Consider the following 25,817-nt stretch of genomic DNA (forward strand, 5'->3'; position numbering starts at 1 on the left):
TCGTTAACATTAGTTTTTGAAAAACGAAAGTCTTCTCATCTGCGGCAAAGCTGCAAAATCAGGAAAAACCTGTAAATATCAAGGCTATCAATAACGGAATGACAGTGTGGCTGCAGCACCTGCACCATAAGCCTGACTGACTTGTGCGACTTCAATACGCAATAAGTCGCCGCTTGATACCTGTCCGGTATAAATGAAACGTGGCTGCATCACTTCCGATTTCAGCAACAGCGTCTCATCATTCCAGAGCTGTATCTGATATTTTTCAGTGGCCTCTCCCAGCGGAATATCTTCCCCCATCCAGTTATCTGCATCGATACGCCCGCGTCTTACCCACTCAAACACGATCTCTGCATTATTCTGCCGTTGATAACGCAGATGTACCGGACTTAAAGGTTGCAGTGCTCTCACCCCGCCAACAGAAGATTGTGTGCTGAAATATGCATCTGAAAACTCCTGCCCTGCTGATCCTGCACGCCAGTTCAGTAGTAATTCGGCATCCGACTCTTGCAGACCGGCCGGCACAACCCTGTCATCCAGCAAAACAAATGCAGCGCCGGTTTGCTTTTCGAAACGTGCGGATTCTTCTGTACCGCACTGTCCGCGCAGCAGAGTTTTTAGCCTCCAGTGCCCAGCAGAAACTTCCTCTGCCTGCAAAAATTGCAGAATCTCCCAACTTCCCTGTGCATTTTGCACCAAAGCTGTATTCGCGGCATTCAGCACCTGCCGGAGTGTCTGAGTCTGCAGTTCACCATGATAGAGACGCACGTCGAAACTCTGCTGATGCATGAGACGACCACTGGCAGCCGCTTTGAGGCCGGTTGCCAATTCTCCCATAACAGCGGCATGGGGTACCATCGTTCGCAACTGATAATCACTGTCCTCCGGCGAACTATAGAGCGCCACTTCACGCCAAGGCTTTGCATAACAAGCAATACGAAACTGATTATTCTGGTTTTCAACACCGGGCCACATTGGCAAATCCAGCAAATGAAACACTGGCGGCCCCGCTACATTGCTACCATCTGAGCGGGGAAGCTCCGGCATACGCGTGCGATCAGGACGACGTAGAACCGGAGCCAGCGCCACGGCTTTAACACGACGGGCAACACCATCCTCAAGGCTGACAATTGTATAATCCCGCGTGCCTGTCACTTGCGGAAGCCGCACTCTGTCCCCCACAGTTAAGTGCACCTGTGACCACGGCAAAGAAAATGAGACTGTGCGCCGTTCCGCCCGTTTTCGCTCTAACCAGCTCTCAGCCAGCCCTCGCGCCTGCCCGTTTTCCATCGCAGCAGGCAAAGACAGGCTCTCATGCCCTGCCCTTTGCCAACCGGATTTTTGTGCCAAAGCACTGCCTGACTGATAGTCCCGCAAGGCATCGCTAAAGTAGAGCTCCGCACTGGCAGGCAGTTCTTCCGCATCCTCCAGCGTGAGTACCGGCTGGTCTTCAGCTTTTTCCTGTACAGTTTCAGACAGGAGTATCGGGTTTTGCCGCTGCGACAGACTACGAAAAACCAACCTTTGCTGAGTAGCCTCCCGCTCTGTCACCTGTTCAAAGGCGGCAACACCGAAAACATCCATCAGCGGCTCAAGCAGCGCTCTGCCGCTGACCGGACTGTCAGCAATATAACCGGATAAATAACCTTCAACACCACGGCAATCGGCCAGTCCGGCAAGATCAAAATCTTTAAAAAGCGCCTCAAACAGTTCATCCAGCGCCACCCCGCTCAACCGCCCGTTCAGCCAATGACCGGTCGCCCAATTCGCAGCATCTCCCCAGATATCTGCTTTCAGCGGATATTCCGGAAATGGCCGCGTATCCCATGCCCAGACATAGATCTGCTCAGGATCAAGCATCTGCGCGCCATAAACAGGGGAAACGGGATTGTGGCTGCCGGTTTTGCGCCAATAGGAGAAATGCGCCCGCAAAAAACGATCCTGCGCAATATCGCAGCGTGATCCGTCTGAAAAATAAGGCGAAGCATTTTCAGACGATTTCGGATCGGGAAACACATTAGGTTGGTTGGAGCCTTTATCAACAGCCGCACAACCAAGTTCGGTCAGCCAAAAAGGCTTGGACATCGGCTGCCATGCGGTCGGCTCGGTCAGTTCAACACCACCAACGCGATTATAATGCCGGTTCTGCCACCATGAGCACAAGTCTTTATAACGATAGACCCAAGGCTTACCCGCCAGCCCGTCCGTTATGTCACTACGCTTGCGCTGCTGCCGGTCTTCCGCAGAAGCATAATACCAGTCATAGCCCTCCCCGCCGGCAATAGCGCTTTGCAAAGCAACTTCATCATATGCAGAGACAGGAAGAGCAGGATCAATGCTGCGCTCATCACCATCACGCCAATCGCTTAGCGGCATATAATTATCAATACCGACAGAGCTAACAGCCGGATGTGCCCAGAGCGGATCAAGATGAAAAAAGACATCGCCGCTGCCATCCTGCGGGTGATAGCCAAAATACTCTGACCAGTCTGCGCCATAAGTAATTTTGCACTGCGTGCCCAACAGGTTGCGTGCCTCAGTTGCCAGATCACAGAGGCAATTCACAAAAGGAAAGCCATTTTGCGCATTGCGGCTATGGGTCAGACCACGTAACTCAGAGCCGATTAAAAAGGCATCCACGCCACCGGCACTGCCTGCAAGTTCAAGATAATGCCGGATAAAGCGCTTATAGCCCCAAGTTCCGCTTATAAAACGGGAAAGCTGTATATCAGCTTCCGGCGTTTTATCCTGATCCAATGGCAGAGCTATTCTGCCACGCCACGGATAAGGCGGTTGAAAACCATTACCATCTAAGGCAGGCAGGGTGTTGTTTGCCGGTATATCCATCATGATAAACGGATAAAGCGTCACTTGCAGACCACGCTGTTTAGCATCTCTGATTGCATCAATCACTGAGAAATCGCTCGGTGTACCACCATAGGCTTTCTCAAAGTTATTATCTGAAATCAGGTGCGCGTCCATACGACCCACAGTGCCAACACGCCACTCACGGCTGGGGTTGCGTGCCTGTACAGCAGTGACGCCGGGTACAATCCGGCACTCTCCTGCACGTAAATCCGTACCAAACCACGGCACAACCAGCGCCACAGTTTTCAGGTTCGGGCAAAGCGCCTGCAACTCATCCAGTGATGCACTCCAGTCGCTTTGCGCGCGCAGATTGTTCCGGTTCAGAGCCCGAGTTTCACCAGGCTGCGGCTCATCGCGGATCGCCTGCGGTGACAGGCCGAATTCCGTTGCACCGGGAATAAGCGCCACAGCGCGGATATCACGCGCAAGCCTGCCCACACTGCGCATGACTTCGAACTGCAACAAGGGCAGCCGGTTACCATAGGCATCAACCGGCAACCGCTCGAGCACTACATAGGCTGTGCCGCGATAGGCGGGGGCTTTGCCCGCACCTTGCCGCGCCTCAATCAAAGGATCAGGCTGCTGTTCTTCCGTGCCTTTACAAACACGGATCGTGACTTGTGTCTGGTCAAGCTCCTTACCATCGGCCCAGATGCGGCGTATGCCGGAGATTTCCCCTTGCGAAACAGCAAAGGCCGCATTCGCATAATAGCTGTAAGTGGTTGTTTTCGGCCCGCCTTTACTACCCTGACGGGTCGTGATCTTTTCTTCTTCAAAGCGTGTTGCCCAGATCAGGGTGCCGCCCACACGCATCGTGCCGTAGATAGCAGGCAAGGCAGCCCCTTCCTCCGCCTGCATCGGCCGCGTGCCGGACAAACGCGGCCCTTCAATACGCCGCGTTGAGTTGATCAGCGCATTGTCGATCATATAACCGCCCATTGCACCGATTGCGCTGCCAATCGCCGTGCCGACAGGGCCGAACAGGCTGCCTATCATGCCGCCCGCTGCCTGAAGAACCATTGTCGCCATAATCTGGACTGCCTGTTTTCAAACCGAAAATTCAAGATTATTCCGGAAATGCAAAAACCGCTGCAATCCGTTGCCGCCATTGCGGCACAAGGGCAGAACGCATGACGCTATTGCCTTCATAGGCATGAATAAAACGGTTTTCCTGCGCCATAATACCCAGATGCTTGGCTGCCACCCCATCCCGCCAGCGGAAGATCAGCATATCACCGGCCTGCACATCTGAAAGCAGTTTTAGCCGCATATGGCGCCTTGCAGCGTCGATCAGCGGTTCCCCCTTAGTCAGTTCCGCCCAGTCGCGTGAATACCTGCCGGAAGCCTCCGGTTCAGCGCCATAAAGTTCACGCCAGATACCACGGATCAGTCCCAGACAATCACATCCCACCTGCAGGCGGCTTGCCCCATAACGATAGGGCGTGCCAAGCCACTGCTCAGCTATACCCAGCACTTTGACATTCACCGGTGACATCGTCATGGCACCAGTACCCCGCCGTCAAAATTATCTTGCCCGTCCGCATAGCGATAAGCAGCATCATTGCCCGGAATATGCGGAAAACCGCGGAAATTCTCATGATTGCCAAAGCGGTCGCGGCATTGCTGAAAACTCTTGTCACACCCCGCCAGAACACTAAAACGGTCACCCGCTTTAACGTCATAAACCGGTAGTTCCTGAAGCAGCAGGCTTGCGGCATCCGTTTGACGCAGATGCGAAACAATCGTGTTGGAACTGCCCTGATTTTGACCACTCTGCCAGTGCAACGCACCGCGCTCAAACCAATGCGCGACAAAACCTGAAATGCCTGACACGATCATATCCGGCCCGTTGACGGCCACCACCACACCTTCACCGTAATAGCGCGGATCAACCGGATTCATCGCGCAGCGCCGGTCTGCAAATTCCGCATCACAACAGCGTTTGGCACGGCGCCCGAAAACACGGTCAAGCAAGGACGACACGCTTTTCAGTTCCGCCACAAATCTCAAACCGCTGCGGGTAATTTTACCGATCACCGCACTGCGCAGCAAAACTGCCTGCTCAGGCTGAACCCAGTTTACCAGATAGGTCTCGACTGTCGCGCCGTCATAAAGCCCGCGTTCGATATCCTCATCACTCAAAGCGTCGCTGGTCAGAGCCCCTTCAAGTTCCGCACTGTCATTGGCAAGCCCGAGCTGACTGCTCACCTCCGAGCCATTCATACCGCTTTGCGGAAAGCAGTTTATTCCATGCACTGATAATGTTTTGTCATGATCACAAAAGCCAAAAACCTGATTGTCTTTTCGTCTTAAAATCCATGCAAAACAATGTGTTGTCACATCGCCTTGCAAATGAGATTCAAATGCCGGATCGAGTGTCAGCATCACTTCACCTCAACGATCGGAATGGAAGGGATTTCTCCTGCTTTGAAGCTGGCAATGCTCGCGGTGAGCCTGTCTGTGTCAAAGCGTACCGGCACATCAAACAGGAAACCGGCCGTAATTTTAGCCTGTGGCGGCGGTGCATAATCCTGATGGATTTCCACTATACCAGTCAGCCAGTCCACGCTGAATGCTTTGCCATAGGCGAGTACTTCCCCCTCCACGGCAATGCGCACAGTATTAGCTACGGGTCTGGTGATTACCCGCTGATAATCTCCGTAATGTTTCACCAATTGATAATGTCGTGTGGTACCGTCACCATAGCCTAACAACTGGTCTGTTGCTTGCGGCGGCGCATCCTGCTGTGAAGAAAGATGATCAAACGGATCGCGAAACCGGAAGCTGTATAGCGAGCCACGCCGTGCCTCGAAAAAGCGCAATACATCGCGCAAATCATTCAGCGAGCGCAGCCCTGTTCCGGCATCGTAGAAACGGCGCGACATCGACCATCGCGCATTACGCTTTTCATGACCGGAATTCAGACTCACAATCTCATTGCGCCATTCCGGCCCGCCTGTGGCACCGAAAGACACCCCAAGCGGAAAGGATACATCATGGAATGAAGATAAATCCTGCATATCGCCCCTTTCACATCTGTCTGGTGCCATGACGAACAGCACGCGCCAGCATAGCGCTGACCTGTGCTTCCGAGCGGCTAAATGAGGCCGCATCCGGCGATGACATATAAAAATTGACCTGCATACTGCGCCCGCCACCACCGCCAGTCGCCACGCCAAGACTGCCGTCAGAGCCCCGTGTCAACGGCAGAATGGCCTCAGCGCCCGCCTCGCCGGCCACGCCAAAGCCACTGCCCAGCCCAAAATAAGTCGGGCTGGAAACCACCCCGCCTTTTGCAAAAGGTGTAACACCACCCAGCCCTTTAAGCCCGCCCATCACGCCGGAGAACATGGACGAAAACAGCCCCTGCAAAGGCTTCATCCCTGCATCAAGCGCCATTGATGCCATATTGCCAGCCAGCCCCCGCAGCACATCATCCAGCCCTTTGCCGGACGTAACTGCGCTTTTAAATGCACTGGTCAAACTCTGGCCGAATGAGCCTGATCGCTTTTGCAGATTATCAAGTGCGCGGTCAAAACCGCTGGTATCGGCCTCCACCGCAACCATAACTGTTTGTTGTTCTGTGCCTGTCTCAATCATATTTCACCATCAGGAAAAGCCCGCATCAGCGTAGTTAAAATATCGCGTGACGGTGCCTGCCTGCCGCCGCGCACAGATTGGTTAAGCGCCCTGATCTCGAGCATGCTTAATCGCCAGAAATCCTTTGACGACAGCCGTAACTGCCCCAACCCGAAATGCATTAGCGCATCCCAGGGGAAAGACATTGATTCAACTACGGCTTCTAATTTTTTGATTGTTCAGGGTTTTCCGGCTTTTCAGCAGCTACGCCGAACGTAACTTCCAGCAATTGCGCCACAAGCAGCGCAAAGCCGACTGCGCCACCATCAATGCGCATATCCGCCACATCATCTTCGGCCACATCATGACCTCCACCGCGCAAACCTGCAGTAACAATCCGGATCATATCCTCGGCCTTCAGCCTGCCCGTTGAAAAGCGTGCAATCAAAGCAGAGAGATCCTCGGTCTTATATGCGGCTTCGAGACCAGCCAGTGCGCCGAGTGTCAGGCACAAAACCCAATCCTTGTCATTCAATACGGCCGCAATTTCACCGCGTCTGGCATTGACCATCATGGCTGTGCTCCGAAACTGACAACACCTGCGGATTCCAGAGCGATTTCAAATGTCACCTCACCGTCATGTGCCCCGCCATATTCCAGTGCAGTGATCTGAAACGCACCGCTGATAGTGCCAAAATCCGGCACAACAATCTGCCAGTTCAGAATATCGCCGTTGAAAAATGCCGTGCGGATCAAGGCGTCCGATGTCGCATCTTTGAAAATACCGGCACCGCTGACCGAAGCGCGCTGCACACCGCTGCCTGCCAGCAACTGACGCCAACGGCCGGAAGCATCAGCATCCGTCACATCAACCGTTTCTGCGTTGAAGGCAATGCGCTTGCTACGCAAGCCTGCGCAGGTCTGAAAAGCACCACCCGCAGCTGCAATTTTCAAAAGCAGGTCTTTCCCTCTCTGAGCGCTCATTATGTTTCCTTTCCGATTTGTTCCGTCACGACGCGGTAACGCAACTGGCCGCTATAGCCGTCACGCAGTTCCTCATTACGGATCTGTGACGATTGCAGTGTCAGATTAACGAGAGAATATCCGCCGATATCCGGCCGTCGGCCGGAAACGCTGCCGCTTGCTCCAAGCGTTTCCATCAGCTCCTCCACCAGCATCATCAGTTCCAGCACCTGCCTGCGGCCAGTGGAACGAGCACGGATGTTCAGCACAATGCTGTGCTCCTCACCATTGGTGTTATCCGTATTCCACGCATAGACCTGACCTTGACCAAAACTGATATAAGGATAGGGCGCGGCAGGCGGCACATGATCGTAAATGCCCTGTCCGCGCAGCTTCTCCATCAATAAAGGCGCGGCTTGCAGCCACGCCAATATTGCCTTTTGCAAAGCCAGTGCCGCGCCGTTCATTCGCGGTGTTCCTGATCAGTTACTTTTGTCTCGCTGCTTTTCAAAAACAGGCCGTCGCGCTTTTTGGCGAGTGCTTGCTCACAGGCTTGCAAGCCAACCAGACGCAGACTGCGCAACAGAGTTTCAAATATAAAGCGTATGGAAAAATTCATCGGATTTCCTCTCTAACTGAGCAGATGAGATAGCGTTGGCTTTCATCAGGATCGTGAAGCCCCAAAACCGTGAAAACCCGTCCCCCGCGCGTAAGACGCATGGGGCTGGAAATATCGCTGCGATAGCGAATGGTAATAAGATGCGTGACATGAGGAATGTGCTGACCGGCAAAAACCTGACTGCCGCTTTGCTTTGGTTCAATGCGCCCCCAGAGCGTGGCGATCTCCGTCCATTGCTCCAGATACCCGCCGGTATCATTAAACACAGGTTGGTTTTCCTGCAGGCTTAGCAAGCTTCTGAATTGTCCCGCATCGATAAATTGCAGGTTCATAAGCGCCCCCGCCGCAACCAGGGGTAGAGCAGTTGCACAACTGTTTCCGGCAAAGTACCTTCAATGCCCTGCACATCAGAAATGTTGCGGTTGTCATAAAGATGTGCAGCCAGCACCAGACAGGCATGACGCAGAGGTTCCGGCAGCTTTTCCGGATCATCACTCAAGCCTGCTGTCAGCTCAATCACCAGCCCACGGGCAATGGTAATATGTTGCGGACGAGACAGATAAAGCCGCTGCGGACGGCTATCCGTATCTAGCCGCCAATCATCTGAGCCAAACAGTACCGCAGTACCGTCAACACCAAAACCCTGCACTTTATCAATGGAAATGACCGGCGTTTTATAAAGGGCGACACGTCCCGATTGCGGCCAGTTATCAAGCTGTAAGTGCCAGCTTTGCGGCAGCATCACCAGATTGCAATACTGCTCTATGGTTTCACGCGCCACGCGGATGAGCCGCCCCAGCAGATCCTCTTCCTGATCTGCCGGCAGGCGTAAAAAATCGCGCAACATCACTGTCGTCACCGGCTCTTCAACCGGCGGCGCTATAAGTCGGAGAACCATGCTATCTCCCCTAATTTATATGAAAATCAATGAGATAAAATCATTCTTTGTCAGAATGATTCATTCAGCCTGCCACAGACCGGACAGCCAGAATAAAAAGCGACTAAACGGAGAATTTCAGCAGTTTGATCGCATCAAAATCCTGTACACCACCGCCCACGCGTTTCGTAGTATAGAACAGAACATAAGGCTTGGCAGAATACGGGTCGCGCAATATGCGGATGCCGATACGATCCACAATCAGATAGCCACGGGCAAAATCACCGAAAGCAACCGGTGTGCTGTCAGTCGCAATATCCGGCATGTCCTCAGCCTCAACCAGACCAAAGCCCATAAAGGATGCTTTCTGACCGAGCGATGCCGGTGGCTGCCAGAGATAGTTTCCGTTACTGTCTTTCAGCTTGCGCAGTGCTGATTGCGTTTTACGGTTCATCATCCAGTGAGCATTCTGGCGGTAACCGGATTTGAGCGCATAGACCAGATCAATCAACAGATCAGACGGGTTGCTGGCAGGCAGCGCGCCCGCCACGCCGGTCTTCAGGCAGCCCAGCTTACCCCAGGCCCAGCTTGCTTCATTCACCGTGTCATAGGCCAGAAAACCGTGCGGTTTATTCACGCCATCGCCCTTGATAAAGGCAGCACTTTCCTGCTCAGCAAAGGCACTTTCAACCTCGGCGGCAATCCACTGCTCCACATCCACCGCAGCATCATCCAGCAGGCTGGCTGTCGCCGCAGGCATGGCATAAATTTCCATAGTCGGAAATTGCAGCTCTGCCAGTTTGGCGGTGGTGGTTTGCGGGCGGGCGCCCTCCTCACCGACCCAGCCCGTTCCCGGACCGCTGATGGAAAACGGCTTCTTTAAAACAGCACCGGAGACCTGACGCACTGTTGCCAGCCCGCGTACCGGTGACAAAGCTGCAAGCCGTGTACCAATTGCAGTTTCAAGCTCGGCGGGTACGAGATAGCCACCATCCGGCCCTGCACCATAAGAATGCGCTTTCTGCTCAAGCCCCCGCAAAGACTGCTCGTCACCACGGCGCGCATAACGGTCAAAAGCCTGTTTATGCTCCTGCGCAACAACGCCGGATAGCAGGTGGTTTTCCCCGCCCAGCGAAGGGCGTGCCTGTTTGAGCATATATTGGTCAAGGGCAGCCTTCTGCTCGTCCATTGCGCGGTTGAGGCGCTCGACCTTTTCAACCGTGAGAACATCGGTGCCAACATGCTTTTCAATCTGGGTCAGGCGCTCATCATTGGCTTCTTTAAAACCTTCAAAGGCCTGCATAAACTCGCCGAAAGCCTGTCCCACTTCCTGCTGGCTGTTCAGCGCTTTGATCTCCAGCGGCTGCGTGTTTCCCGCAGTTTTCATATGTTTGGTTGTCATTTCCTGTCCCTTCGGGCTTGGTTTAAAAAGACGGTACAAACCGACCGGACGGAGATTTCAGAAAGAGGCTCTGGTTCTCAAGCAGGCCGCAGCCCGCCGGATAATATGTGCGGATATCACTGCATCCTGATTTTTATGCTGAACGGCGGTGACCCGCGCCTGCGGCAGCATCGGAAATGTCACCAGTGACACTTCCCATAAATCCGCCTCCAGAATATGCCTTTTGCCTGTTGCTGCAGATTTTTTGCTGCGCAGGGCGCGAAAGCCGATAGACAAGCCGTCAAGTGCGCCGCTCTCTATCAACCGCCACGCCTCCTCAGCCCGTGCCACGCCACAGGCCAGTTGCCCCTCAACATATAGCCCATGCTGATCTTCAGTGATCTTGGTCCAGATACCGATGGGGTTATCCGCCTGATGCTGCCAGAGCATGCGCACAGTGCTGCCGCGCCGTAATGAGGCGGCAAAGGCTCCGCGCTCAACAATATCCCCGCCAAGATCGGCAAGCGAAAACAGGCTGGCATAACCGCTGAAGGTGAGTGCCTGCACATCACTGTTCACAACGCTCAAACGACCGCTTTTAATGTTCATCGCTCTCATTCCTTTGCGGAAGTACGGGCCTTTGCGGAAATACGGGCCGTTGCGGGGGTACGAGGCTGTCCTGATTTTTCATCTTATCGGTAAAGCGTTTGAAAAATCCGAGCGCCGTCCATGCGGCAAAGCTTGCAGCGGCAGAGCCCATCAGCATCAGTTCCGCCTGTCCGAGGCTGCCGTTCAAAGTCAGGTGCTCAGCAATTTTAACACCTGCTGCGCCGCCAAAAATCATACCGCAGATAAGTCCGACGACAAACCGGATTGCCGCCTCGCGCCGCCCTTTGGGCAACATATAAACCAGTGAAACGGCAGAGCCGCTCACAGCACCGGATATTTTGGCGAGCCATATCCATTGCTCTTCCGTTAATGCACCCGATTGGCCAAACAAGTTCATGTGTTTCATCCCTCTTGTTCAAGAGAATAGCCAACTGCCTGTCGTTTCTCAGCATCACTCAAAAAATCTGCCGCACCAATACGCCGCCACAATGCCTCGCGCTCTTCGGAAAGTCCGTCGATGCGGTCATAATCATGCACAAGCCGCAGCCCATGACCATAGAGCGGACACAGCCAGTTGCTCAGCGCCTGTGCTGTGCGCGTGAGCAGCGGTAAAATGGTCAGCCGGTAAAACGCGCGGTTTGCCTCGGCATAATTGGCGTAGGTATTATCCCCGGGAATGCCAAGCAACATGGAAGGCACACCAAAAGCCAGTGCAATCTCGCGGCTCGCTACATGTTTGGCCTCGATAAAATCCATATCTTTGGGAGAAAGGCCCATCGCTTTCCAGTCCAGCCCGCCTTCAAGCAACATCGGCCTGCCCGCAGCGCCTGCACCGGTATAGCCCTCTTCCAGCTCAACCTTCAGCCGGTCAAACTGTTCTTCACTTAAATTACCACCGTCTTTCGGCGCATAGACCAGCGCACCGGAAGGTCGGGCTGAATTATCCAGCAGTGCCTTGTTCCAAGCGCCCGTGGCATTGTGAATGTCCAGCGCCATCAGCGCCGCCTCAAGCGGCGGAAAACCATAATGATCATCGAGAGGATGAAACAGGCGCAAATGCAGCGCCCTCCCCGACAGGGCTGGTCCGGCAGTCAAACTGATATGGCGGGTTGCACTGCCATTGCGATAGATCAGTGAATGCGGCCAGCCATTGCCATCACTCTCAACGCTTACGCGTTCAGGGCGCAGAAGATGTAATTCCCGCGCCTGCCCCTCATGATCCAGCCGTTCAATATAGGCGTTACCGGAGAGCAATAAATGACCGTAAAGCTGCTCGAAAAAACCAGCTCCGCAAGCCCCCTCATACGGGTTTTTCAGGAGATCCAGCAGCGGGTGCTCTGCAAGCTCGGTCTCACCCTGATACAGCAGCAACGGCACATTAGCGGCAGCATCGGTGATCATTTTCACACAACGATGCACCACCGGATTGCGCATAAATCCTTGCTGCGACAGAGCGGTATAATGGCGTGTTGTCCAACGCGCCTGCGTTTCCATATGCAAAGCCACAAAGCCTTGCTGCATTTTCGCAGAAGGCGGCAATACAGCTTTTTGTTCCTGAGTTATGGCAGCACTTCGCCGCCACGGCCATGTCCAAGCCATGTTCACCTCATTCAGTTTAATCGGAAAATTTAACGAGCACCGGTTTCTTATCCGGCCGCAATATCGTGCGAAGGCGCTTCACACCTTTGCCGGAAAGGCTCTAATCCTCGGCTTATGCGTTTCCTGCAACAAAAGCGCATGCAACGCCCAGACCAGTGCATCCATCCGGTCCGGAGAGCGCCCCGATGAAAGCCCGCTCACGGCAAAATCACACATTTCATCTTCCAGAGCAGAAAACCGGCCGGCATGGCGAATGCGCTTTTGCTCATAGAGTGCAGCCACAGGTTCAGCCCGCAAAAACTTGCCCCGTTGCGCCCGCACCGCTTTAACCGGTACGTCTGAATCCTGCCCGTGGATGACAGCTGTCACCATATCGCCGCCCTGATTTACCTCTGCCACCACCTGATCGGCATCATAGCGATGATAAAGCCGTACCACCTGTGCCGCCCATTGGTGTGGTTTGGCCGCTTGCATACTGGCATCTTCCAGCACCCAACCGCCGCCTCCAGCATCAAGCCCTGCCACGATGATCCCGCATGCATCCGAGTTCCTGGTTGATGTGGCAGGCGGGTCAACCGCAATGACAATGCGCTGCAACTCCGGCACTGCCGGATCATACAACATCTCCAGTTGCTCACGCGACCAGAGCGCATCCTCACGATCTGCAATCAGCACACCGTCCAGTTCCTGCCGCCCCAATGCCGTTCCTGCATAACGCTGCTGCATAGCCTGCAAAAATGCGGGTGCCAGATGCGCCGCATTCTCATCGGTGCGCATATGGGTCATTACCGTTGCCGGATCATCCATCACAGCGCGCAGCAATGGCTGCATTTTAGGTGTGGTGGTTATCACCTGCCGCGGATAGTCTCCCAAACGCAGACCAAATTGCAGCATATCCCATGTCTGCTGCGGGTTTTTCCATTTCGCAAGCTCATCACACCATGCGGCGGAAAATTGCGGGCCGCGCAAACTATCCGGATCTTCTGATGAATAGAACGAGGCCACCGCCCCGCTTTCCCAGACCAGTCTGCGGCGTGTTGTTTCAAGTCGCGGGCGCTGTAAACGGGAAACAGACAGTATGCCCGACGGCCCCTCAACCATCACCTCACGCACATCAGCCAGCGTCTCTCCTACCAGTGCAATCGAACCACATGATTTATCGCTGAAAGGTGCCAGCCCCTGCGCCATACCGCTGATCCACTCAGCGCCAGCACGGGTTTTTCCAGAACCACGACCACCCATAATCAGCCAGTTACGCCAGTCTTTATTCTGAAAGGGTGGCAATTGTGCCAGCCGCCCCTGAAACAGCCATTCTCTGCTTGTTGCGATCATAACCTCGTGTGCAACACCGGCATCCGCCAGATATTGTTGTAACGAGGCTTCAGTTGTGATGGCTGAGTTCTGCAATTCTGGCGCTGATGAGGCTAAGAGCTTCACGCACATCCTCCGGCTTCACACCGCCATTATGATTTTGGTTTTCACTCTTATCGCTAAGTGCTTCCACCCGCGTTTCTCTGGAAAGCTCGCTGATGCTTTTCACCGCTTTAGCAAGAGCCGCCAAGGCTTCAACCGCGCTTTTTTCCGGCAGGCCTTCCGCTTTCGAAAAGTTCTGCAATTCCGCATTAATTTTAATCAGCAGATCTTCAATATCCAGAACCGGCATGGCAGAGGCTCCGGCATCCAGCCCCGCTTTTTTCAGGCGCTTTTGATAGGCCTCAGCCGTTAATCCCAGCAGGAATGCTATATCCTGCGCGGCAATCTGATAGCGGCGCTGTAAGCGATGCGCCGCCTGCAAGCGATCCGCAGAAGCGCTATGCGGCAGTTTCACGGTTTCCATAGTTCCGGCTCCGTAATCTCAGCAAAATGCACGCAGCCGGTACAATATTCAGATAACAAAAAAGCGCAGCACAGAATGCCACGCCCTATCAAAACAACACTTATATGTCTCAGCCACACTTCTCTGACTGTATCTGAAAGCTACTTCAGAACCGTCACGCCGTCAAGGATAAAATTCCTATTTTCTTGCTTTTGGAACCAGTTTCGTCACATTCAATTTCAGCGAAACATTTATCATTCTGAAATAATTCGTTTATCCATTAAGCATAATTTTAAACCCTTCATTGTCACTTCTGCTTTATTGGCCATTCACAAGGATGTGGTAGAATGGGACAATACTGACCCTATCTGAATGAGCGAAACGGGTTATTTTCCGGCTATGAGCAAACAGGCTGACAACGATACCCAGAAAAAGAAAACGCGCCGCCTGACCCGCAGCCCGTTTCTGATGTCTGTTGATGCCTGGCTGGACAGCAGCCTTTATAATCTGCGCTCACGCCTTGCCGGTTTCTGGGAAGGCGCAACAATATTTTCCCGCAAGTTTCGCGTACGCGGCTGGAAACGTCTGTTTGTTGAAATAGCAGATGAAGGCTTTACCCTCGGCGTATTGGGCAGTGTGCTTCTGCTCGCCTTAGCCATGCCTGCTTTTGAAGAAACCAAGAAAGACTGGCGGGCACAGGATGACTATGCCGTCACATTTCTTGACCGCTACGGCAATGAGATCGGTCAGCGCGGTATCATGCACCGCGATGCGGTGCCGATTGCCGAGCTGCCGGATCATGTGATTAAAGCTGTGCTTGCCACCGAAGATCGCCGTTTCTTTGAACATATAGGCATTGATTTCTGGGGTCTGAGCCGTGCACTGACGCAGAATATGCGTGCTAACGGTGTTGTTCAGGGCGGCTCTACCTTGTCGCAGCAGCTGGCGAAAAATCTGTTTCTGTCGAATGAAAGAACGCTGAAGCGCAAAATTAATGAAGCATTCCTCGCCTTGTGGCTGGAAGCCAATTTAAGCAAAACTGAAATCCTACAGCTTTATCTGGATCGTGCTTATATGGGCGGCGGTACATTCGGTATTGCGGCAGCGTCCGAGTTTTATTTCGGCAAAAATGTCAAAGATGTCTCTCTGGCAGAGGCCGCTATGCTTGCAGGCCTGTTCAAGGCACCGGCCAAATATGCCCCGCATGTCAACCTGCCCGCGGCCCGTGCACGCGCCAATGTTGTATTGTCCAATCTGGCAGATGCAGGCTTTATGAGCGAAGGCCAACTGGCTTTTGCCAGACGTAATCCAGCCAGTGTTGTTGACCGTGCCAAGGGCGATAATCCGGATTATTTTCTCGACTGGGCATTTGATGAAGTCAAGAAAATCACCCGTACCATCCCGCAGCATAATCTGATTGTGCGCACCACGCTTGACCGCAACCTGCAAAAAGCTGCGGAAGAAGCGATTGAGTTTCATCTGCGCCAATATGGTGCCGAATATAAAGTGACGGAGGCAGCAACGGTTGTCATCGCAGATGACGGTTCGGTCAGAGCGATTGTCGGCGGGCGTGATTATGGTGAAAGCCAGTTCAACCGTGCCACCAAGGCATTGCGGCAGGCAGGCTCATCATTCAAGCCCTATGTCTATGCTGTTGCTATGGAAAAGGGGCTGACGCCAAACACGGTTATCTCCGATGCGCCGATAGCATGGGGCAACTGGATGCCACGTAATTACGGCCGCTCCTTTGCCGGTCGCGTTGATCTGGCAACCGCACTGGTCAAATCCTACAACACGGTGCCGGTGCGCCTTGCCAAGGATTACCTGACAACCAAACCGATTGTGGCACTGACCAAGGCGATGGGCATTGAATCGGAAATATCCGATCATAAAACAATGGTGCTCGGCACATCCGGCATGACTGTTATGGATCAGGCAACCGGCTTTAGTGTTTTTGCCAATGGCGGTTTTGCAGGTATGCGTCACGGCATTGTGCAAATCTCTGATCCGGCCGGGAAAACTCTGTGGGAATTCAAACGCGATACACCTGAGCCGCATCGCGTCCTTTCCGAAAAAGCTGCCTCTGAAATGAACTCTATGCTGGTTCAGGTTCCTGAGCGTGGCACAGCACGACGTGCAGCCCTGCCGATGACACGCGTTGCCGGCAAAACCGGCACCACCCAGAGTTATCGCGATGCATGGTTTGTCGGCTATACCGGCAATTATACTGCTGCGGTCTGGTTTGGTAATGACAGCTATGCACCGATGAACAATCTGACCGGCGGGATTATACCGGCCATGACATGGCAGATGATGATGATGCAGGCGCATCAGAATATTGATCTGAAACCTATCCCGGGCATCAGCAATCCGTTTCCCAAACAGGCACCTGCAACGGATTCCAAACTTGTGGCACAAGGCAAGTCCGGCACGGATGAAAAAGCACCGGTTAGCACGCCGGATTATCCCCGTGTGCTTTCCTCGGAAACCACCCGTTTCATGCGCAGTCTGAATGAAAAGTTTCGCGCTTATGAAACACCGCAGCTGATACGCACGACCATATCTTCGCTCTGATTTCAATCATGATGGAATTTAAAGTATCCGGGAAACTCATACTGACAGGCAATTTTAACCTGACATGTTTTATGGTTCACCCATGACCTGTTTAAGAACCATATTGCTGGCCGGCTTAACCTGTCTGATTGTGCTTACAGGCGGAACAGTCAGTGCGCTTTATGCTTTGAACAATTTTGATGGCTTTAATCAGCTGACAATCGGCCAGTGGCATGCCTCCCCGTCTTATGGCAGCGCAGAGGCCGACCCTTATGCCCGTGCACAGCGCAGCCGTGCTGCATTGTTGCCGCTCGGCAGCGCTGAAGGTCAGCGTTTTGTCCTCAGACATGATGCAACGGGGACAAAGCTTGATCCGCGCTGCGATTATATCCTGCAAGGCAAGGCGCCCGCCTCCCGATTCTGGACATTATACGGCAGTGACTTGCAGGATCGCCCGCTTGCCCCAAAAGACGGACTGCCGCAGGAACTGCATAGCCAGATGATCTGGTATCAAAATGATTCCGGCTTCCTCATCAATGTCTCCGCTTCCGCCCAGCCCGCTAACTGGCTGGCCATCAATGCAGCCGGCCCCTATCAGCTGGTTATGACCCTGTATGATACAGATCTGGGAACCTCTATCGGCTTTGAAAACCCGCAAATGCCGGAAGTGCATTTTATTAAAGGCAGCTGCAAAGGAGGCAGGCAATGAGACACTCCTTTTTGCAGCTCCTTTATGCGCTGCTTCTTGGCCTCGTCGGCGCAGCAATCGTGCATATTGCGATTATTCTGCTCGTACCGGGTTATGCCTCTGAAACATTATGGAAGCGTGTGGAAGAGCTGGGACCGGCAGGCGCGTTTCACAAGCTGGAAGGTGCCGATTGGGCAAAGCGTAACGATCCGCTGATGCGCAGTGCGGTCTGCCGTTTTGACCTGACTGACGGCCCTGTTCATATCAGTGCAATCGGCAAAGTGCCGTTCTGGTCGCTGGCGATCTATAATCATCAGGGCGATATTACATTCAGCCTGAATGATCAGGTATCTCCGGCAACTGATTTGCTGATCGTATCGCCCTTACAGAAAATCCTTCTTGAGCAGACAATTCCGCAGCAGCTGGAACAATCTGTCCTTATCAATCAGGCCATCAATGAAGGTATGGCCGTGCTGCGCGTTTTTGAACCGGATGCGACATGGCGTGATGAGGTTGCTGAATTTATGAAATCAGCTGAATGCATGAATGTTTCAATAGAAAATTAGAGCCTTTGCAACAAAGCAGGAAGCAGCTCTGCCTTGTTAATAAAGGCATTAATATTTCACTTATAAGCTTTAAAAATCGGCTTATCCGGCCGATGGTTAATTGATTGCTAAGTGTTCTCCCTTAAATTGAAACAAGTTCGCCCTGTGCAGATAAAGGGCGCTGTTGTTTTGTTGTCTGTGTTGTGTAGGCGTAAGGGGTAAATACGCGTGACCACTGATCAGTTCCGCGCTTTGGAAAACCTATCCGGAAGTGGTCATTCCGTTCACCACAAGACCGATGATTTGCTTGCCGCCGCAGTAGCAGGTTTTACATCGCTCACGCGCCCCGGACGATACGAAAGTCAGCAGTTTGAAGATCTGGCACTGCCGCTTCTTGAAACAGCAACGCCACGTGCACGCAGACAAGTCTCCGCCATTCTCGCCCAGCATGATGTTGCCCCGCGCAGGCTGGTTCTGGCGCTCGCCAATGATAATATTGAAGTTGCAGCACCGCTCCTGCTGCGCTCCCCTGTTCTGACAACGTCGGACCTCACCGAGATTACCGGCAAACACGGCCTTTCCCATGCGCGTATCATTGCACGCCGCCAGCCGGTTGATCCGTTGCTGGTGCCTATGCTTGAAAGCTTTGAAGATGCGGTTATCAGCCAATCGTTGATTGCCGAGCCAATTCTTGCCGCACCGCAGGCAATTGAAGACGCTAACGAACCAGACATCCAAAACATGCATTACGCATCATCTGCGCCCGTGCATAAGCCGGTTCCCGTCAAAGAAGTGCGCAACGCTCCTCATCAGACGCAAACACTCAAAGCACATGATCTCAGCACATTGCAGATCACGTCGCATTTGCGTCCGGCTCTGGCAGAATATCTGATTGATATGGCACTGCTGATTGACAACAACATGTTCCGCACCGCTCTGGCTGATGCGCTTGATGTCACTTATGCCCGCGCCAGTACAATTATCGGCACATGGCCTAATTCTCAGCTGCCACTGGCACTCAAAGCCATCGGCCTCACTGCGCAGGATACATATCTGATCCTGACAGCTGTGCTCGGCACCATTCATGGTGAGCGTGAACAATTGCGCGAGTTCGTTCATATCTACCGCTCAATCAGCACAGAACAGGCTTCCGCTGCCGTACGCCGCTGGAAGGCCGATGATATGAATGAAAAACTGCGCGACAAACTGCGTAATCTGGCAGAGAACGCCGGCGAGAACTTCACCAATGCCGCCAATAACGACAGCGGCGCACTGCACAAACAAGCACAATAAAAATCTAGTTGGAAAAATCTGGTCAGAAAAATCCGGCCGGTTATATCTGGCCGGTTAGCAATTCACCGGCATCAGGATAATCCTCTATCTCCACGAGCCAGAGATCCGGATCAAAGCGCAATTCTTTTTCCAGCTGCTCATTGATAAGCTGCTCATCTTCGCTTTGCTTATACAGAATGAAGCGGCGCTCATCCGCCCGCTCCGGATCATATTCACTCTGCGGCGCAGGCATATACAGATCAAACTGCCCGTCGCGATTGCGGATTTTGATAAAAATTGCACCGGCTTCCGTAGCGCCGCGTCTGACGAGATAGGCAAAGCCGTCAGCTGTCCGGATACGGCGCATCAATGCGGAAACCCAAAACTCGCTAGTCAAACGCATGAGCGGGAATACCTGTTACTCAAGCACACAATCAACTGATCAGGCCGATTTCGCGCATTTTACCGATCAGCTCAGAATCGGGCTTACCACTGACATTGAGACGGAACAGCTTCTGAAACTCGCGGATTGCATCTTCCGTTGATTTACCCGGAACACCGTCCACAACAACCATATCATTGCCAAAGGCTTTCAGTCCGGCCTGAATGCGCACCAGTTCTTCAGCGCTGACATTTGGCCCCGCCCGTCCTGATGCCGGTTGTGCAGCAGCCGTTTTATCTTCTGTTCTGACCATTATAGGCGCAGGTCTTTTTTCAGCCACAGGCACAGATCGCGCAGAACTGCTTTCAGGTTTCATCTCCGGCTTGCTTTCAGGCACAGCAACAGCAATGGCTTCAGCAATTGTCAGGCTTTTCTCGGCGGGCTTTGCCTCGGCAGTCAGTGACGGCTGCAACTTTGCCTGCACACTCTGCCACTGCTCAAGCGCATTACGGGTCTGCGGGCCGGTCAGCCCGTCCACAGCCCCGCTATAGAAGCCAAGCTGCTTCAGATTATATTGCAGGATCGCAACCTGCTTGTCGCCATTCAGCGCCAAAGCCGGAAGATCACCGCCATCAACAGTGGTGTCGGGCAATGTTGCAACTGTTTGCTGCGGCGTATGATTGCCGCTTTGTGTATTGACAGCTTCACGCACAGGCGCGGTTTGCGACGACTGGACAACCGCACTGCCTGTCAGCCTGCGTTGCGCCTCATCATCTTTAACAACAGCACGGAAAACCTGCTCTGGACGGGTTTTAAAAAACACACCATCATGCGCCTGCGGCTGATACCAGATTGCATTGCTGGCAACAAAACCCAGTGTTACGAGAAAAGCGGTTGAACCGCCTGCTACCACCGGATTGCGCGCAACAATATCTCCGGCCGCCAGCGCCATGCGTGACACGCCGGTCAGGCATGCATCAAAAAATCGTCTGCCAAAGCTACGCCGTTTTGCGTTTTTGCGCATGGAAGTCCCCTTGCGTTTCGTACCGCTGCGGCTCTGTCTTTCCGTCATAACTACTTTCTGCCCGACCCTTTTCTACCAAACTATCTTCTGTCTGGTCGGCCTGAATATTGATAATTGCTGTTTTTACCTGTTCAAGAGCGCTGCGAACATCGGTTGAAGAACGCCCCGCCTGCATTATAGAGGCTGATGATGCAGAATTTGCGGCCTGCATTGCAACAGGTCCGGCGTTATCCACAACCTGATGCTGCATTTGGGGCAGTCTTACAGAAACTGTTGTACCCTGCCCTTTACGGCTGCGGATATCCATCTCGCCCTGATGCAGGCTCACCAGTCCTTTGACCAGATAAAGACCAAGGCCTGAACCCTCCTGCATACGGGTCTGTGCATTATCAATCTGCGTGAAAGGCTGGCACAGGCGCTCAATCTCATGAGCATCCAGACCGACGCCGGTATCAGAAACAGAGATAACCAGATTCTGCACCGCGCCCGCATAGCCGAGCGTTGTCCCTTCAGGCATAACATCAATCGTTACACAGCCGCCACGATCTGTAAATTTGATCGCGTTGGACACCAGATTAATCAGAATTTGCCGGATTGCACGGCGATCACCGATCATATCCGTAACCGCAGGATGAATACGGTCGCACAGAATAACGCCTTTTTTCTCAGCCAGCGGCATGAGCATGGCATTACACATTGTTATGCTGTCACGCACACAGAAGCGCTCTTGCACAACCGGATACTGACCGGACTCCAGCCGAGAAGCTTCAAGAATACCATTAACAACCTCCAGCAAATGATTGCCGGACTTGCGGATCAGATCAATATATTCGCGCTGTTTATCGCTCTGCAACGGCCCTGCCACATCATGCAGCAGCAGATCTGAAAAGCCGATAATTGAGTTCAGCGGTGTGCGCAGTTCATGGCTGACAGTGCCGAGCAAACGTCCGCGTGAGGTTTCAAGATTTTCAATGGTCGCGCTCTGGCGGCTAAACTTTTGCTGTACTTCCTCAGCCTGCGCCAGATTGCGCGCAACAATCAGGAAGCCTTCTGCATCAACAGCGCTTTTAATCTGGCCTTCAATTTCAAAAGCGCTGAAATAAACTTTTGCCTGCCCGTTTTTATCTGCCACGCGGCTATCCACACAACGCAGACGGATTTCCGTTTTACCACTGAGCTTCATCAAAGAATTTTTATTCTTGAGACCATTCAGAAAGGCAAGATACTGCACGCGATCAGCCACATGCACACGATCGAGCAGCAATGTGCCATTGAGCACAGCGCGATCTACGCCAAACTGTTCAACGCAGCGTTCTGACAGAGAACGGATTTGTCCTTCACTATCCAGACGAATAACCAAAGCATCCAGCGCCGCTTCCAGATCGCTGTCAGCGCTATCAGATGCGCCAGAATTTTGTTGTTTGGCAGCGGCAGGCAGCGACATACGCAAGACGCGCAGCAAAACAGTCCCGACATAGGTAAACAGGAATGTCGTTGAAACAGCGGCAGGCAGTGCCACTTGTGTGTTGATACCTTTTGTCAGCGAAACCGTAATCAGCACCATTGAAATGGCCACTCCGGCAAAGACTGCCGCACGGTGGCGGGCGACAAGCCATATCTCCAGAGGCAGTGCCAGAACCATCGCCCAAACCAGACCATTATCCGCACCGGCAAATAATGCTGTAAAGGCCAGAACCGCACTATAGAATGAGAGGGCTACAATACCGGTCAGGCTGTTACGGATATGAGAGGCCTGCGCCGCGAGCAACAGCACCGATATTCCGGCAAAAGACAATCCTGTGAACAGCATACCATGAAGGGATGCTGCCGGCAGAATGCTGTAGAACGCCATTGCAAGGAACAAAGGAAACAGCAGCAATGCAGAACGCAGATCAGATGCAGAGAAATGCTCAGCTGAACATGTTTTATCGGCGCTACTGTCCTGCGCAAACAGGGCATGATTCACAACGGTATGCTGTATACCGTTTTTAATCATATTCATTGTTCTCGCATAAATGCCGTACACGCAGCGTACTCACTCTGACACAATCTCATTTTAAACTGTCACATTCTGAAACAGAACGAACAGTCACCTGACACCGACAGAATGGACGCCCAGACTTTAAGGAATAGATAAAACGGCGGTGAAGGATGCCCGTGAAAGTCGTTTTTCAGCGAAAAGCAGGCAGCTTTTTCCTCTATGGTAAACGGAATATTTCCAGCTGAGGCACACGGCAAGACAATCTTAAAAGTATTTTATCAGAATCTTCAGAAATATGTCTCATGCTTTCAATAACGCGCCGCAAGGTTTTAAATCTTGCGCGAGCAGCATGAAAAATCCGGCGATAAATATATGAATAATTTGACCTTTATATATTTTTCACGATCGGCGGCCGGACAGAACAGCGCAAATGAGCAGGAAAACAGACCATGAGATTTCTGCTAAAATGCATTTTCTGGCTGGGCGGTGTGTTTCTGCTGATGCCGGGGATAATCGGAAAACAGACTGACACGGCTCCACCAGCCGCGCAGCAGCAAGCTGTAAAACATACGCCCGCCAATCCGCAAACGGGCAACACCTCCCCGTCACCTGATCCGGTAGAGCAATGGTTGCAGGCTGGCAAAACCTTGCAGGAGATCAGCACATTCTGTGAGCGTAACCCTGCACTTTGCATTGCAGGAAAAGCCACTGCCGCCAAAGCCGGAGAGCAGGCTTTAGTTCGCGCCAAAGGGGCTTTTGATGCGATGACTGGTTCGGCAGATGTGAAACCGGAAAACCCTGCGCAGACAGAGCCTTTGGCTGTGAAAATTCCTGTTCCGCTACCGCGTCCCAGATAGGTTCAGCAACATCGCGCTACAGCAAACTTTCCAATTGATATAAAAATGGTCTATAAGCCGCACCAAGTGTTTATTTACCAGCATGCCGGTATCGAAAAAGGCTCCCACTTTTCCGCGGCATGCCCCAGTTAATGCGGAGAGACCTATGACAAATTCAAAGATCAGCACAATTGCGTCGGACTTTGAGTTTCTTGACGACTGGGAAGACCGCTACCGCTATGTGATTGAGTTGGGGCGTGATCTCCAACCATATCCTGAAGAGGCTCGTGACGCGGATCATAAAGTTCCGGGTTGCGTCAGTCAGGTCTGGCTGAAAACGCTGAAGGGTCAGGGCGACGATCCGGTCATAGAGTTTTTAGGCGATTCCGATGCCCATATTGTCCGTGGTCTGGTTGCGATTTTGCTCGCGCTTTATTCCGGCGAAACCGCATCTTCCATCTTGAAGATTGACGCGGAAGCCGTGCTTAAAAGCCTTGGTCTGGATGAACATCTCACACCGCAACGCTCCAACGGCTTGCGTTCGATGGTTCAGCGTGTGCGCCATGATGCACAGGCTGCGCTAAAAAACGCAGCCTGATATTCAGTCATTTTCGCGTTTAACACGGATATCTGACAGCTAAATCAGAGGGGTGGCCGGTAATCCGGTGCGCCCCAATAAAGCCGATTGGGCGCACTATCCTTATCAGGTTTGCGCCCTCCCGTATAATGTCGGTGTAAGATACTAAGCGCTGCTTTAAGCAGCATTTTGGCAGAGCGTGCAGGCCATGATCTTTCACGCTCCACCAATTCCAAGCCTTTGAGAAAACAACATATATCCAAAAGCACGCCGGATAATTCCGGCCCGACAGCCTTCAGCGCCTTCTCAACCCTGTCACGGCAATCCAGAGCGTGGTCACTCAGCTCAGCCGCCGCTCCGCGCTCTCCCCGAAAACGCTTTGCTACATTGGCTTCCCAATTGGCTGTAATACGGGGCAACATATTACCGCGCGTAAAATCTGCTCTTAACCGCTCCCCCGCCTGAAATTCCTCATCAGTCAAAAAACGCCGACCCGTCTGTTTGTTGATGCGATAAAGCATGGCGAGCGACGATTCAGCACTATTGACCATAACAAGTTGAGGTTGCGTATCCTCGCTGGCAGGTCTCTGTTCGATATTGTGCAAGGGCTGCTCAGGTACATCCGTATTCTTAAGAGCCTGCAACAATTGTCGCCCGCTGGCACTGATCTTCACCTTGCCCGCCTCCGGCAGAATATATCCGGCACGGAGCAGCTTCGGCATAATTTGTCCGTCCACCGCAATTGTGCCGCCTGCTTCACTGGTCAGAAAGATATGATCGTTCTCTGAATCACTTTCCGGACTGGCAGGTGCTTTGATTAAAAACTTCAGAAGATGCAGAACCGGACGCCTGTCCGTCAGGGACAATATATTTTCAGTTCTGATCATTGCTCTGCACTCCCCCCGCAAGGATAAAGCGCTCGGATGAAATATTCAAAAGAGCTGACACTGCGATCAAATTTTTCATTCTCCCGCATATCTTCAATCAGATGGCAGGCATGTTTAACCGTAGTTCGCTCACGACAAAATGCATAAGCAACCTCAGCCATAGACAGTCCAAACATAGTGTGGGCGATATACATGCCAAATTGCCGGATTCTCGCGACATGGCTGTTACCACGCTGCCCACTGCGCAATTCCTGCAAAGACACATGAAAGAATACAGACAGCAAAGCCATTAGTGCGCTGCATATATTCCATGCACGCAGCTGACGCTCCCTGCTGCTTAACTTGCGCATCGAGCTCTTGCTCTGATGCATCAACTCCGCAAGATACAGTACATCATTCGTCATTCGTTTTTTTCTGACAGAGTCTTTGGTGTTATTCGCCCCTTGCCTGTCAGCCATAAAAAACGGGCGCGATGACGCCGGCAAATTATGTAAACTTATGAGCGCTTCTGTGTGACCAGATAAAAAATCAGGAAAATTATTCAACATACGTCCTCCGCAGACGTCATATTGATAATATAAAATTATTATACGGGGATAAACTTCACCGTAAAAAGGATAAATATAAAATTTACTTCAAACAAACAATATTAATATAGATAAAATTAATAGCTTTAAAACATTCATTACAAACATTTTATCAAAAAATCAAACATATCTACAAAATAAACATTTAAACTAAAAAACAAACATATCAATATC

At 52.4% G+C, this 25,817-nt stretch carries 29 protein-coding genes; 6 read left to right on the plus strand and 23 right to left on the minus strand.

Annotated features, from left to right (window positions below):
• Positions 1-87: 87 nt before the first annotated feature.
• The 18 genes from P8H26_RS07135 to P8H26_RS07220 all read right to left on the minus strand — a co-directional run bounded on the left by P8H26_RS07135 (position 88) and on the right by P8H26_RS07220 (position 14,332).
• Entirely contained in the window at positions 88-3,897 is a 3,810-nt protein-coding gene (locus tag P8H26_RS07135) for a glycoside hydrolase TIM-barrel-like domain-containing protein (RefSeq protein WP_289632250.1), read from the minus strand.
• Positions 3,898-3,934: 37 nt separating this feature from the next.
• Entirely contained in the window at positions 3,935-4,363 is a 429-nt protein-coding gene (locus tag P8H26_RS07140; protein WP_289632450.1) for an NlpC/P60 family protein, read from the minus strand.
• A gap of 2 nt (positions 4,364-4,365) precedes the next feature.
• On the minus strand, positions 4,366-5,253 hold the full coding sequence (locus tag P8H26_RS07145; RefSeq protein WP_289632251.1) for a DUF2163 domain-containing protein: 888 nt from the start codon (positions 5,251-5,253) through the stop codon (positions 4,366-4,368).
• A complete protein-coding gene (locus P8H26_RS07150; protein ID WP_289632252.1) occupies positions 5,253-5,888 on the minus strand; it encodes a DUF2460 domain-containing protein in 636 nt (211 codons plus the stop codon). Before P8H26_RS07150 ends, P8H26_RS07145 begins: the two co-directional genes overlap by 1 nt.
• A 10-nt stretch (positions 5,889-5,898) precedes the next feature.
• Complete coding sequence (locus P8H26_RS07155) at positions 5,899-6,468, minus strand: phage tail tape measure protein (RefSeq protein WP_289632253.1); 570 nt, start codon at positions 6,466-6,468, stop codon at positions 5,899-5,901.
• A complete protein-coding gene (locus P8H26_RS07160) occupies positions 6,465-6,653 on the minus strand; it encodes a rcc01693 family protein (protein WP_289632254.1) in 189 nt (62 codons plus the stop codon). The genes P8H26_RS07155 and P8H26_RS07160 overlap by 4 nt, the downstream gene beginning before the upstream one ends.
• 17 nt (positions 6,654-6,670) lie before the next feature.
• Positions 6,671-7,021, minus strand: a complete 351-nt coding sequence (locus tag P8H26_RS07165; protein ID WP_289632255.1) for a gene transfer agent family protein — start codon at positions 7,019-7,021, stop codon at positions 6,671-6,673.
• Positions 7,018-7,431, minus strand: coding sequence for a phage major tail protein, TP901-1 family (locus tag P8H26_RS07170; protein WP_289632256.1), 414 nt, complete (start codon positions 7,429-7,431; stop codon positions 7,018-7,020). The genes P8H26_RS07165 and P8H26_RS07170 overlap by 4 nt, the downstream gene beginning before the upstream one ends.
• The gene (locus P8H26_RS07175; RefSeq protein ID WP_289632257.1) at positions 7,431-7,877 is read right to left on the minus strand and encodes a DUF3168 domain-containing protein; all 447 of its coding nucleotides are present in this window, start codon (positions 7,875-7,877) and stop codon (positions 7,431-7,433) included. The genes P8H26_RS07170 and P8H26_RS07175 overlap by 1 nt, the downstream gene beginning before the upstream one ends.
• The gene (locus P8H26_RS07180; RefSeq protein WP_289632258.1) at positions 7,874-8,029 is read right to left on the minus strand and encodes a hypothetical protein; all 156 of its coding nucleotides are present in this window, start codon (positions 8,027-8,029) and stop codon (positions 7,874-7,876) included. The genes P8H26_RS07175 and P8H26_RS07180 overlap by 4 nt, the downstream gene beginning before the upstream one ends.
• Positions 8,026-8,361, minus strand: a complete 336-nt coding sequence (locus P8H26_RS07185) for a phage head closure protein (protein WP_289632259.1) — start codon at positions 8,359-8,361, stop codon at positions 8,026-8,028. Before P8H26_RS07185 ends, P8H26_RS07180 begins: the two co-directional genes overlap by 4 nt.
• Positions 8,358-8,927, minus strand: a complete 570-nt coding sequence (locus P8H26_RS07190; protein WP_289632260.1) for a hypothetical protein — start codon at positions 8,925-8,927, stop codon at positions 8,358-8,360. Before P8H26_RS07190 ends, P8H26_RS07185 begins: the two co-directional genes overlap by 4 nt.
• Positions 8,928-9,030: 103 nt before the next feature.
• On the minus strand, positions 9,031-10,308 hold the full coding sequence (locus P8H26_RS07195; RefSeq protein WP_374708250.1) for a phage major capsid protein: 1,278 nt from the start codon (positions 10,306-10,308) through the stop codon (positions 9,031-9,033).
• A 57-nt stretch (positions 10,309-10,365) separates the two neighbouring features.
• Positions 10,366-10,896, minus strand: a complete 531-nt coding sequence (locus P8H26_RS07200; RefSeq protein WP_289632261.1) for an HK97 family phage prohead protease — start codon at positions 10,894-10,896, stop codon at positions 10,366-10,368.
• Entirely contained in the window at positions 10,886-11,293 is a 408-nt protein-coding gene (locus tag P8H26_RS07205; RefSeq protein ID WP_289632262.1) for a DUF6107 family protein, read from the minus strand. Before P8H26_RS07205 ends, P8H26_RS07200 begins: the two co-directional genes overlap by 11 nt.
• A 5-nt stretch (positions 11,294-11,298) precedes the next feature.
• Positions 11,299-12,495: a phage portal protein gene (locus tag P8H26_RS07210; RefSeq protein WP_289632263.1), complete on the minus strand. Its 1,197-nt coding sequence runs from the start codon at positions 12,493-12,495 to the stop codon at positions 11,299-11,301.
• A 78-nt stretch (positions 12,496-12,573) separates the two neighbouring features.
• Positions 12,574-13,827: a DNA-packaging protein gene (locus P8H26_RS07215; protein WP_289632452.1), complete on the minus strand. Its 1,254-nt coding sequence runs from the start codon at positions 13,825-13,827 to the stop codon at positions 12,574-12,576.
• 49 nt (positions 13,828-13,876) lie between these two features.
• Positions 13,877-14,332: a hypothetical protein gene (locus P8H26_RS07220; RefSeq protein ID WP_289632264.1), complete on the minus strand. Its 456-nt coding sequence runs from the start codon at positions 14,330-14,332 to the stop codon at positions 13,877-13,879.
• 447 nt (positions 14,333-14,779) lie between these two features.
• On the opposite strand from P8H26_RS07220, the gene P8H26_RS07225 reads away from it, so the two are divergent.
• The 4 genes from P8H26_RS07225 (at position 14,780) to P8H26_RS07240 (ending at position 19,390) form a co-directional block, all read left to right on the plus strand.
• Entirely contained in the window at positions 14,780-16,885 is a 2,106-nt protein-coding gene (locus tag P8H26_RS07225) for a transglycosylase domain-containing protein (RefSeq protein ID WP_374708256.1), read from the plus strand.
• An 82-nt stretch (positions 16,886-16,967) separates the two neighbouring features.
• On the plus strand, positions 16,968-17,573 hold the full coding sequence (locus P8H26_RS07230; RefSeq protein ID WP_289632265.1) for a DUF1214 domain-containing protein: 606 nt from the start codon (positions 16,968-16,970) through the stop codon (positions 17,571-17,573).
• A complete protein-coding gene (locus P8H26_RS07235; protein ID WP_289632266.1) occupies positions 17,570-18,118 on the plus strand; it encodes a hypothetical protein in 549 nt (182 codons plus the stop codon). The genes P8H26_RS07230 and P8H26_RS07235 overlap by 4 nt, the downstream gene beginning before the upstream one ends.
• A 207-nt stretch (positions 18,119-18,325) precedes the next feature.
• Positions 18,326-19,390 (plus strand): DUF2336 domain-containing protein, encoded by a 1,065-nt coding sequence (locus tag P8H26_RS07240; RefSeq protein ID WP_289632267.1) that lies wholly within the window; start codon positions 18,326-18,328, stop codon positions 19,388-19,390.
• Positions 19,391-19,430: 40 nt separating this feature from the next.
• Here the strand turns inward: P8H26_RS07240 and P8H26_RS07245 are convergent, their stop codons facing one another.
• Genes P8H26_RS07245 through P8H26_RS07255 form a run of 3 tightly spaced genes read right to left on the minus strand, consistent with a single transcriptional unit; the run spans position 19,431 to position 22,771 of the window.
• A complete protein-coding gene (locus P8H26_RS07245; RefSeq protein ID WP_289632268.1) occupies positions 19,431-19,772 on the minus strand; it encodes a DUF1491 family protein in 342 nt (113 codons plus the stop codon).
• Between the two features lie 31 nt (positions 19,773-19,803).
• A complete protein-coding gene (locus P8H26_RS07250; protein ID WP_289632269.1) occupies positions 19,804-20,775 on the minus strand; it encodes a peptidoglycan-binding domain-containing protein in 972 nt (323 codons plus the stop codon).
• Complete coding sequence (locus P8H26_RS07255; RefSeq protein WP_289632270.1) at positions 20,750-22,771, minus strand: PAS domain-containing sensor histidine kinase; 2,022 nt, start codon at positions 22,769-22,771, stop codon at positions 20,750-20,752. Before P8H26_RS07255 ends, P8H26_RS07250 begins: the two co-directional genes overlap by 26 nt.
• A 434-nt stretch (positions 22,772-23,205) precedes the next feature.
• Between P8H26_RS07255 and P8H26_RS07260 the strand changes: the two genes are divergently transcribed.
• Positions 23,206-23,613 (plus strand): DUF5330 domain-containing protein, encoded by a 408-nt coding sequence (locus P8H26_RS07260; RefSeq protein ID WP_289632271.1) that lies wholly within the window; start codon positions 23,206-23,208, stop codon positions 23,611-23,613.
• 145 nt (positions 23,614-23,758) lie between these two features.
• Positions 23,759-24,190 (plus strand): SufE family protein, encoded by a 432-nt coding sequence (locus tag P8H26_RS07265; protein WP_289632272.1) that lies wholly within the window; start codon positions 23,759-23,761, stop codon positions 24,188-24,190.
• Positions 24,191-24,234: 44 nt separating this feature from the next.
• On the opposite strand, the gene P8H26_RS07270 is transcribed toward P8H26_RS07265, so the two are convergent.
• The gene (locus P8H26_RS07270; RefSeq protein ID WP_289632273.1) at positions 24,235-25,056 is read right to left on the minus strand and encodes a DUF6456 domain-containing protein; all 822 of its coding nucleotides are present in this window, start codon (positions 25,054-25,056) and stop codon (positions 24,235-24,237) included.
• Positions 25,053-25,604: a helix-turn-helix domain-containing protein gene (locus tag P8H26_RS07275; protein WP_289632274.1), complete on the minus strand. Its 552-nt coding sequence runs from the start codon at positions 25,602-25,604 to the stop codon at positions 25,053-25,055. Before P8H26_RS07275 ends, P8H26_RS07270 begins: the two co-directional genes overlap by 4 nt.
• Between the last annotated feature and the right edge of the window lie 213 nt (positions 25,605-25,817).

The organism is Pseudochrobactrum sp. sp1633 (assembly GCF_030376605.1).
GTDB lineage: Bacteria > Pseudomonadota > Alphaproteobacteria > Rhizobiales > Rhizobiaceae > Pseudochrobactrum.

Excerpts from the sequence above, each read along its gene's own strand:
- P8H26_RS07135 (WP_289632250.1), bottom strand. The coding sequence starts at position 3,897 with ATGGCGACAATGGTTCTTCAGGCAGCGGGCGGCATGATAGGCAGCCTG.
- P8H26_RS07140 (WP_289632450.1), bottom strand. The coding sequence starts at position 4,363 with ATGTCACCGGTGAATGTCAAAGTGCTGGGTATAGCTGAGCAGTGGCTT.
- P8H26_RS07145 (WP_289632251.1), bottom strand. The coding sequence starts at position 5,253 with ATGCTGACACTCGATCCGGCATTTGAATCTCATTTGCAAGGCGATGTG.
- P8H26_RS07150 (WP_289632252.1), bottom strand. The coding sequence starts at position 5,888 with ATGCAGGATTTATCTTCATTCCATGATGTATCCTTTCCGCTTGGGGTG.
- P8H26_RS07155 (WP_289632253.1), bottom strand. The coding sequence starts at position 6,468 with ATGATTGAGACAGGCACAGAACAACAAACAGTTATGGTTGCGGTGGAG.
- P8H26_RS07160 (WP_289632254.1), bottom strand. The coding sequence starts at position 6,653 with ATGTCTTTCCCCTGGGATGCGCTAATGCATTTCGGGTTGGGGCAGTTA.
- P8H26_RS07165 (WP_289632255.1), bottom strand. The coding sequence starts at position 7,021 with ATGATGGTCAATGCCAGACGCGGTGAAATTGCGGCCGTATTGAATGAC.
- P8H26_RS07170 (WP_289632256.1), bottom strand. The coding sequence starts at position 7,431 with ATGAGCGCTCAGAGAGGGAAAGACCTGCTTTTGAAAATTGCAGCTGCG.
- P8H26_RS07175 (WP_289632257.1), bottom strand. The coding sequence starts at position 7,877 with ATGAACGGCGCGGCACTGGCTTTGCAAAAGGCAATATTGGCGTGGCTG.
- P8H26_RS07180 (WP_289632258.1), bottom strand. The coding sequence starts at position 8,029 with ATGAATTTTTCCATACGCTTTATATTTGAAACTCTGTTGCGCAGTCTG.
- P8H26_RS07185 (WP_289632259.1), bottom strand. The coding sequence starts at position 8,361 with ATGAACCTGCAATTTATCGATGCGGGACAATTCAGAAGCTTGCTAAGC.
- P8H26_RS07190 (WP_289632260.1), bottom strand. The coding sequence starts at position 8,927 with ATGGTTCTCCGACTTATAGCGCCGCCGGTTGAAGAGCCGGTGACGACA.
- P8H26_RS07195 (WP_374708250.1), bottom strand. The coding sequence starts at position 10,308 with ATGACAACCAAACATATGAAAACTGCGGGAAACACGCAGCCGCTGGAG.
- P8H26_RS07200 (WP_289632261.1), bottom strand. The coding sequence starts at position 10,896 with ATGAACATTAAAAGCGGTCGTTTGAGCGTTGTGAACAGTGATGTGCAG.
- P8H26_RS07205 (WP_289632262.1), bottom strand. The coding sequence starts at position 11,293 with ATGAACTTGTTTGGCCAATCGGGTGCATTAACGGAAGAGCAATGGATA.
- P8H26_RS07210 (WP_289632263.1), bottom strand. The coding sequence starts at position 12,495 with ATGGCTTGGACATGGCCGTGGCGGCGAAGTGCTGCCATAACTCAGGAA.
- P8H26_RS07215 (WP_289632452.1), bottom strand. The coding sequence starts at position 13,827 with ATGATCGCAACAAGCAGAGAATGGCTGTTTCAGGGGCGGCTGGCACAA.
- P8H26_RS07220 (WP_289632264.1), bottom strand. The coding sequence starts at position 14,332 with ATGGAAACCGTGAAACTGCCGCATAGCGCTTCTGCGGATCGCTTGCAG.
- P8H26_RS07225 (WP_374708256.1), top strand. The coding sequence starts at position 14,780 with ATGTCTGTTGATGCCTGGCTGGACAGCAGCCTTTATAATCTGCGCTCA.
- P8H26_RS07230 (WP_289632265.1), top strand. The coding sequence starts at position 16,968 with ATGACCTGTTTAAGAACCATATTGCTGGCCGGCTTAACCTGTCTGATT.
- P8H26_RS07235 (WP_289632266.1), top strand. The coding sequence starts at position 17,570 with ATGAGACACTCCTTTTTGCAGCTCCTTTATGCGCTGCTTCTTGGCCTC.
- P8H26_RS07245 (WP_289632268.1), bottom strand. The coding sequence starts at position 19,772 with ATGCGTTTGACTAGCGAGTTTTGGGTTTCCGCATTGATGCGCCGTATC.
- P8H26_RS07250 (WP_289632269.1), bottom strand. The coding sequence starts at position 20,775 with ATGCGCAAAAACGCAAAACGGCGTAGCTTTGGCAGACGATTTTTTGAT.
- P8H26_RS07255 (WP_289632270.1), bottom strand. The coding sequence starts at position 22,771 with ATGATTAAAAACGGTATACAGCATACCGTTGTGAATCATGCCCTGTTT.
- P8H26_RS07260 (WP_289632271.1), top strand. The coding sequence starts at position 23,206 with ATGAGATTTCTGCTAAAATGCATTTTCTGGCTGGGCGGTGTGTTTCTG.
- P8H26_RS07265 (WP_289632272.1), top strand. The coding sequence starts at position 23,759 with ATGACAAATTCAAAGATCAGCACAATTGCGTCGGACTTTGAGTTTCTT.
- P8H26_RS07270 (WP_289632273.1), bottom strand. The coding sequence starts at position 25,056 with ATGATCAGAACTGAAAATATATTGTCCCTGACGGACAGGCGTCCGGTT.
- P8H26_RS07275 (WP_289632274.1), bottom strand. The coding sequence starts at position 25,604 with ATGTTGAATAATTTTCCTGATTTTTTATCTGGTCACACAGAAGCGCTC.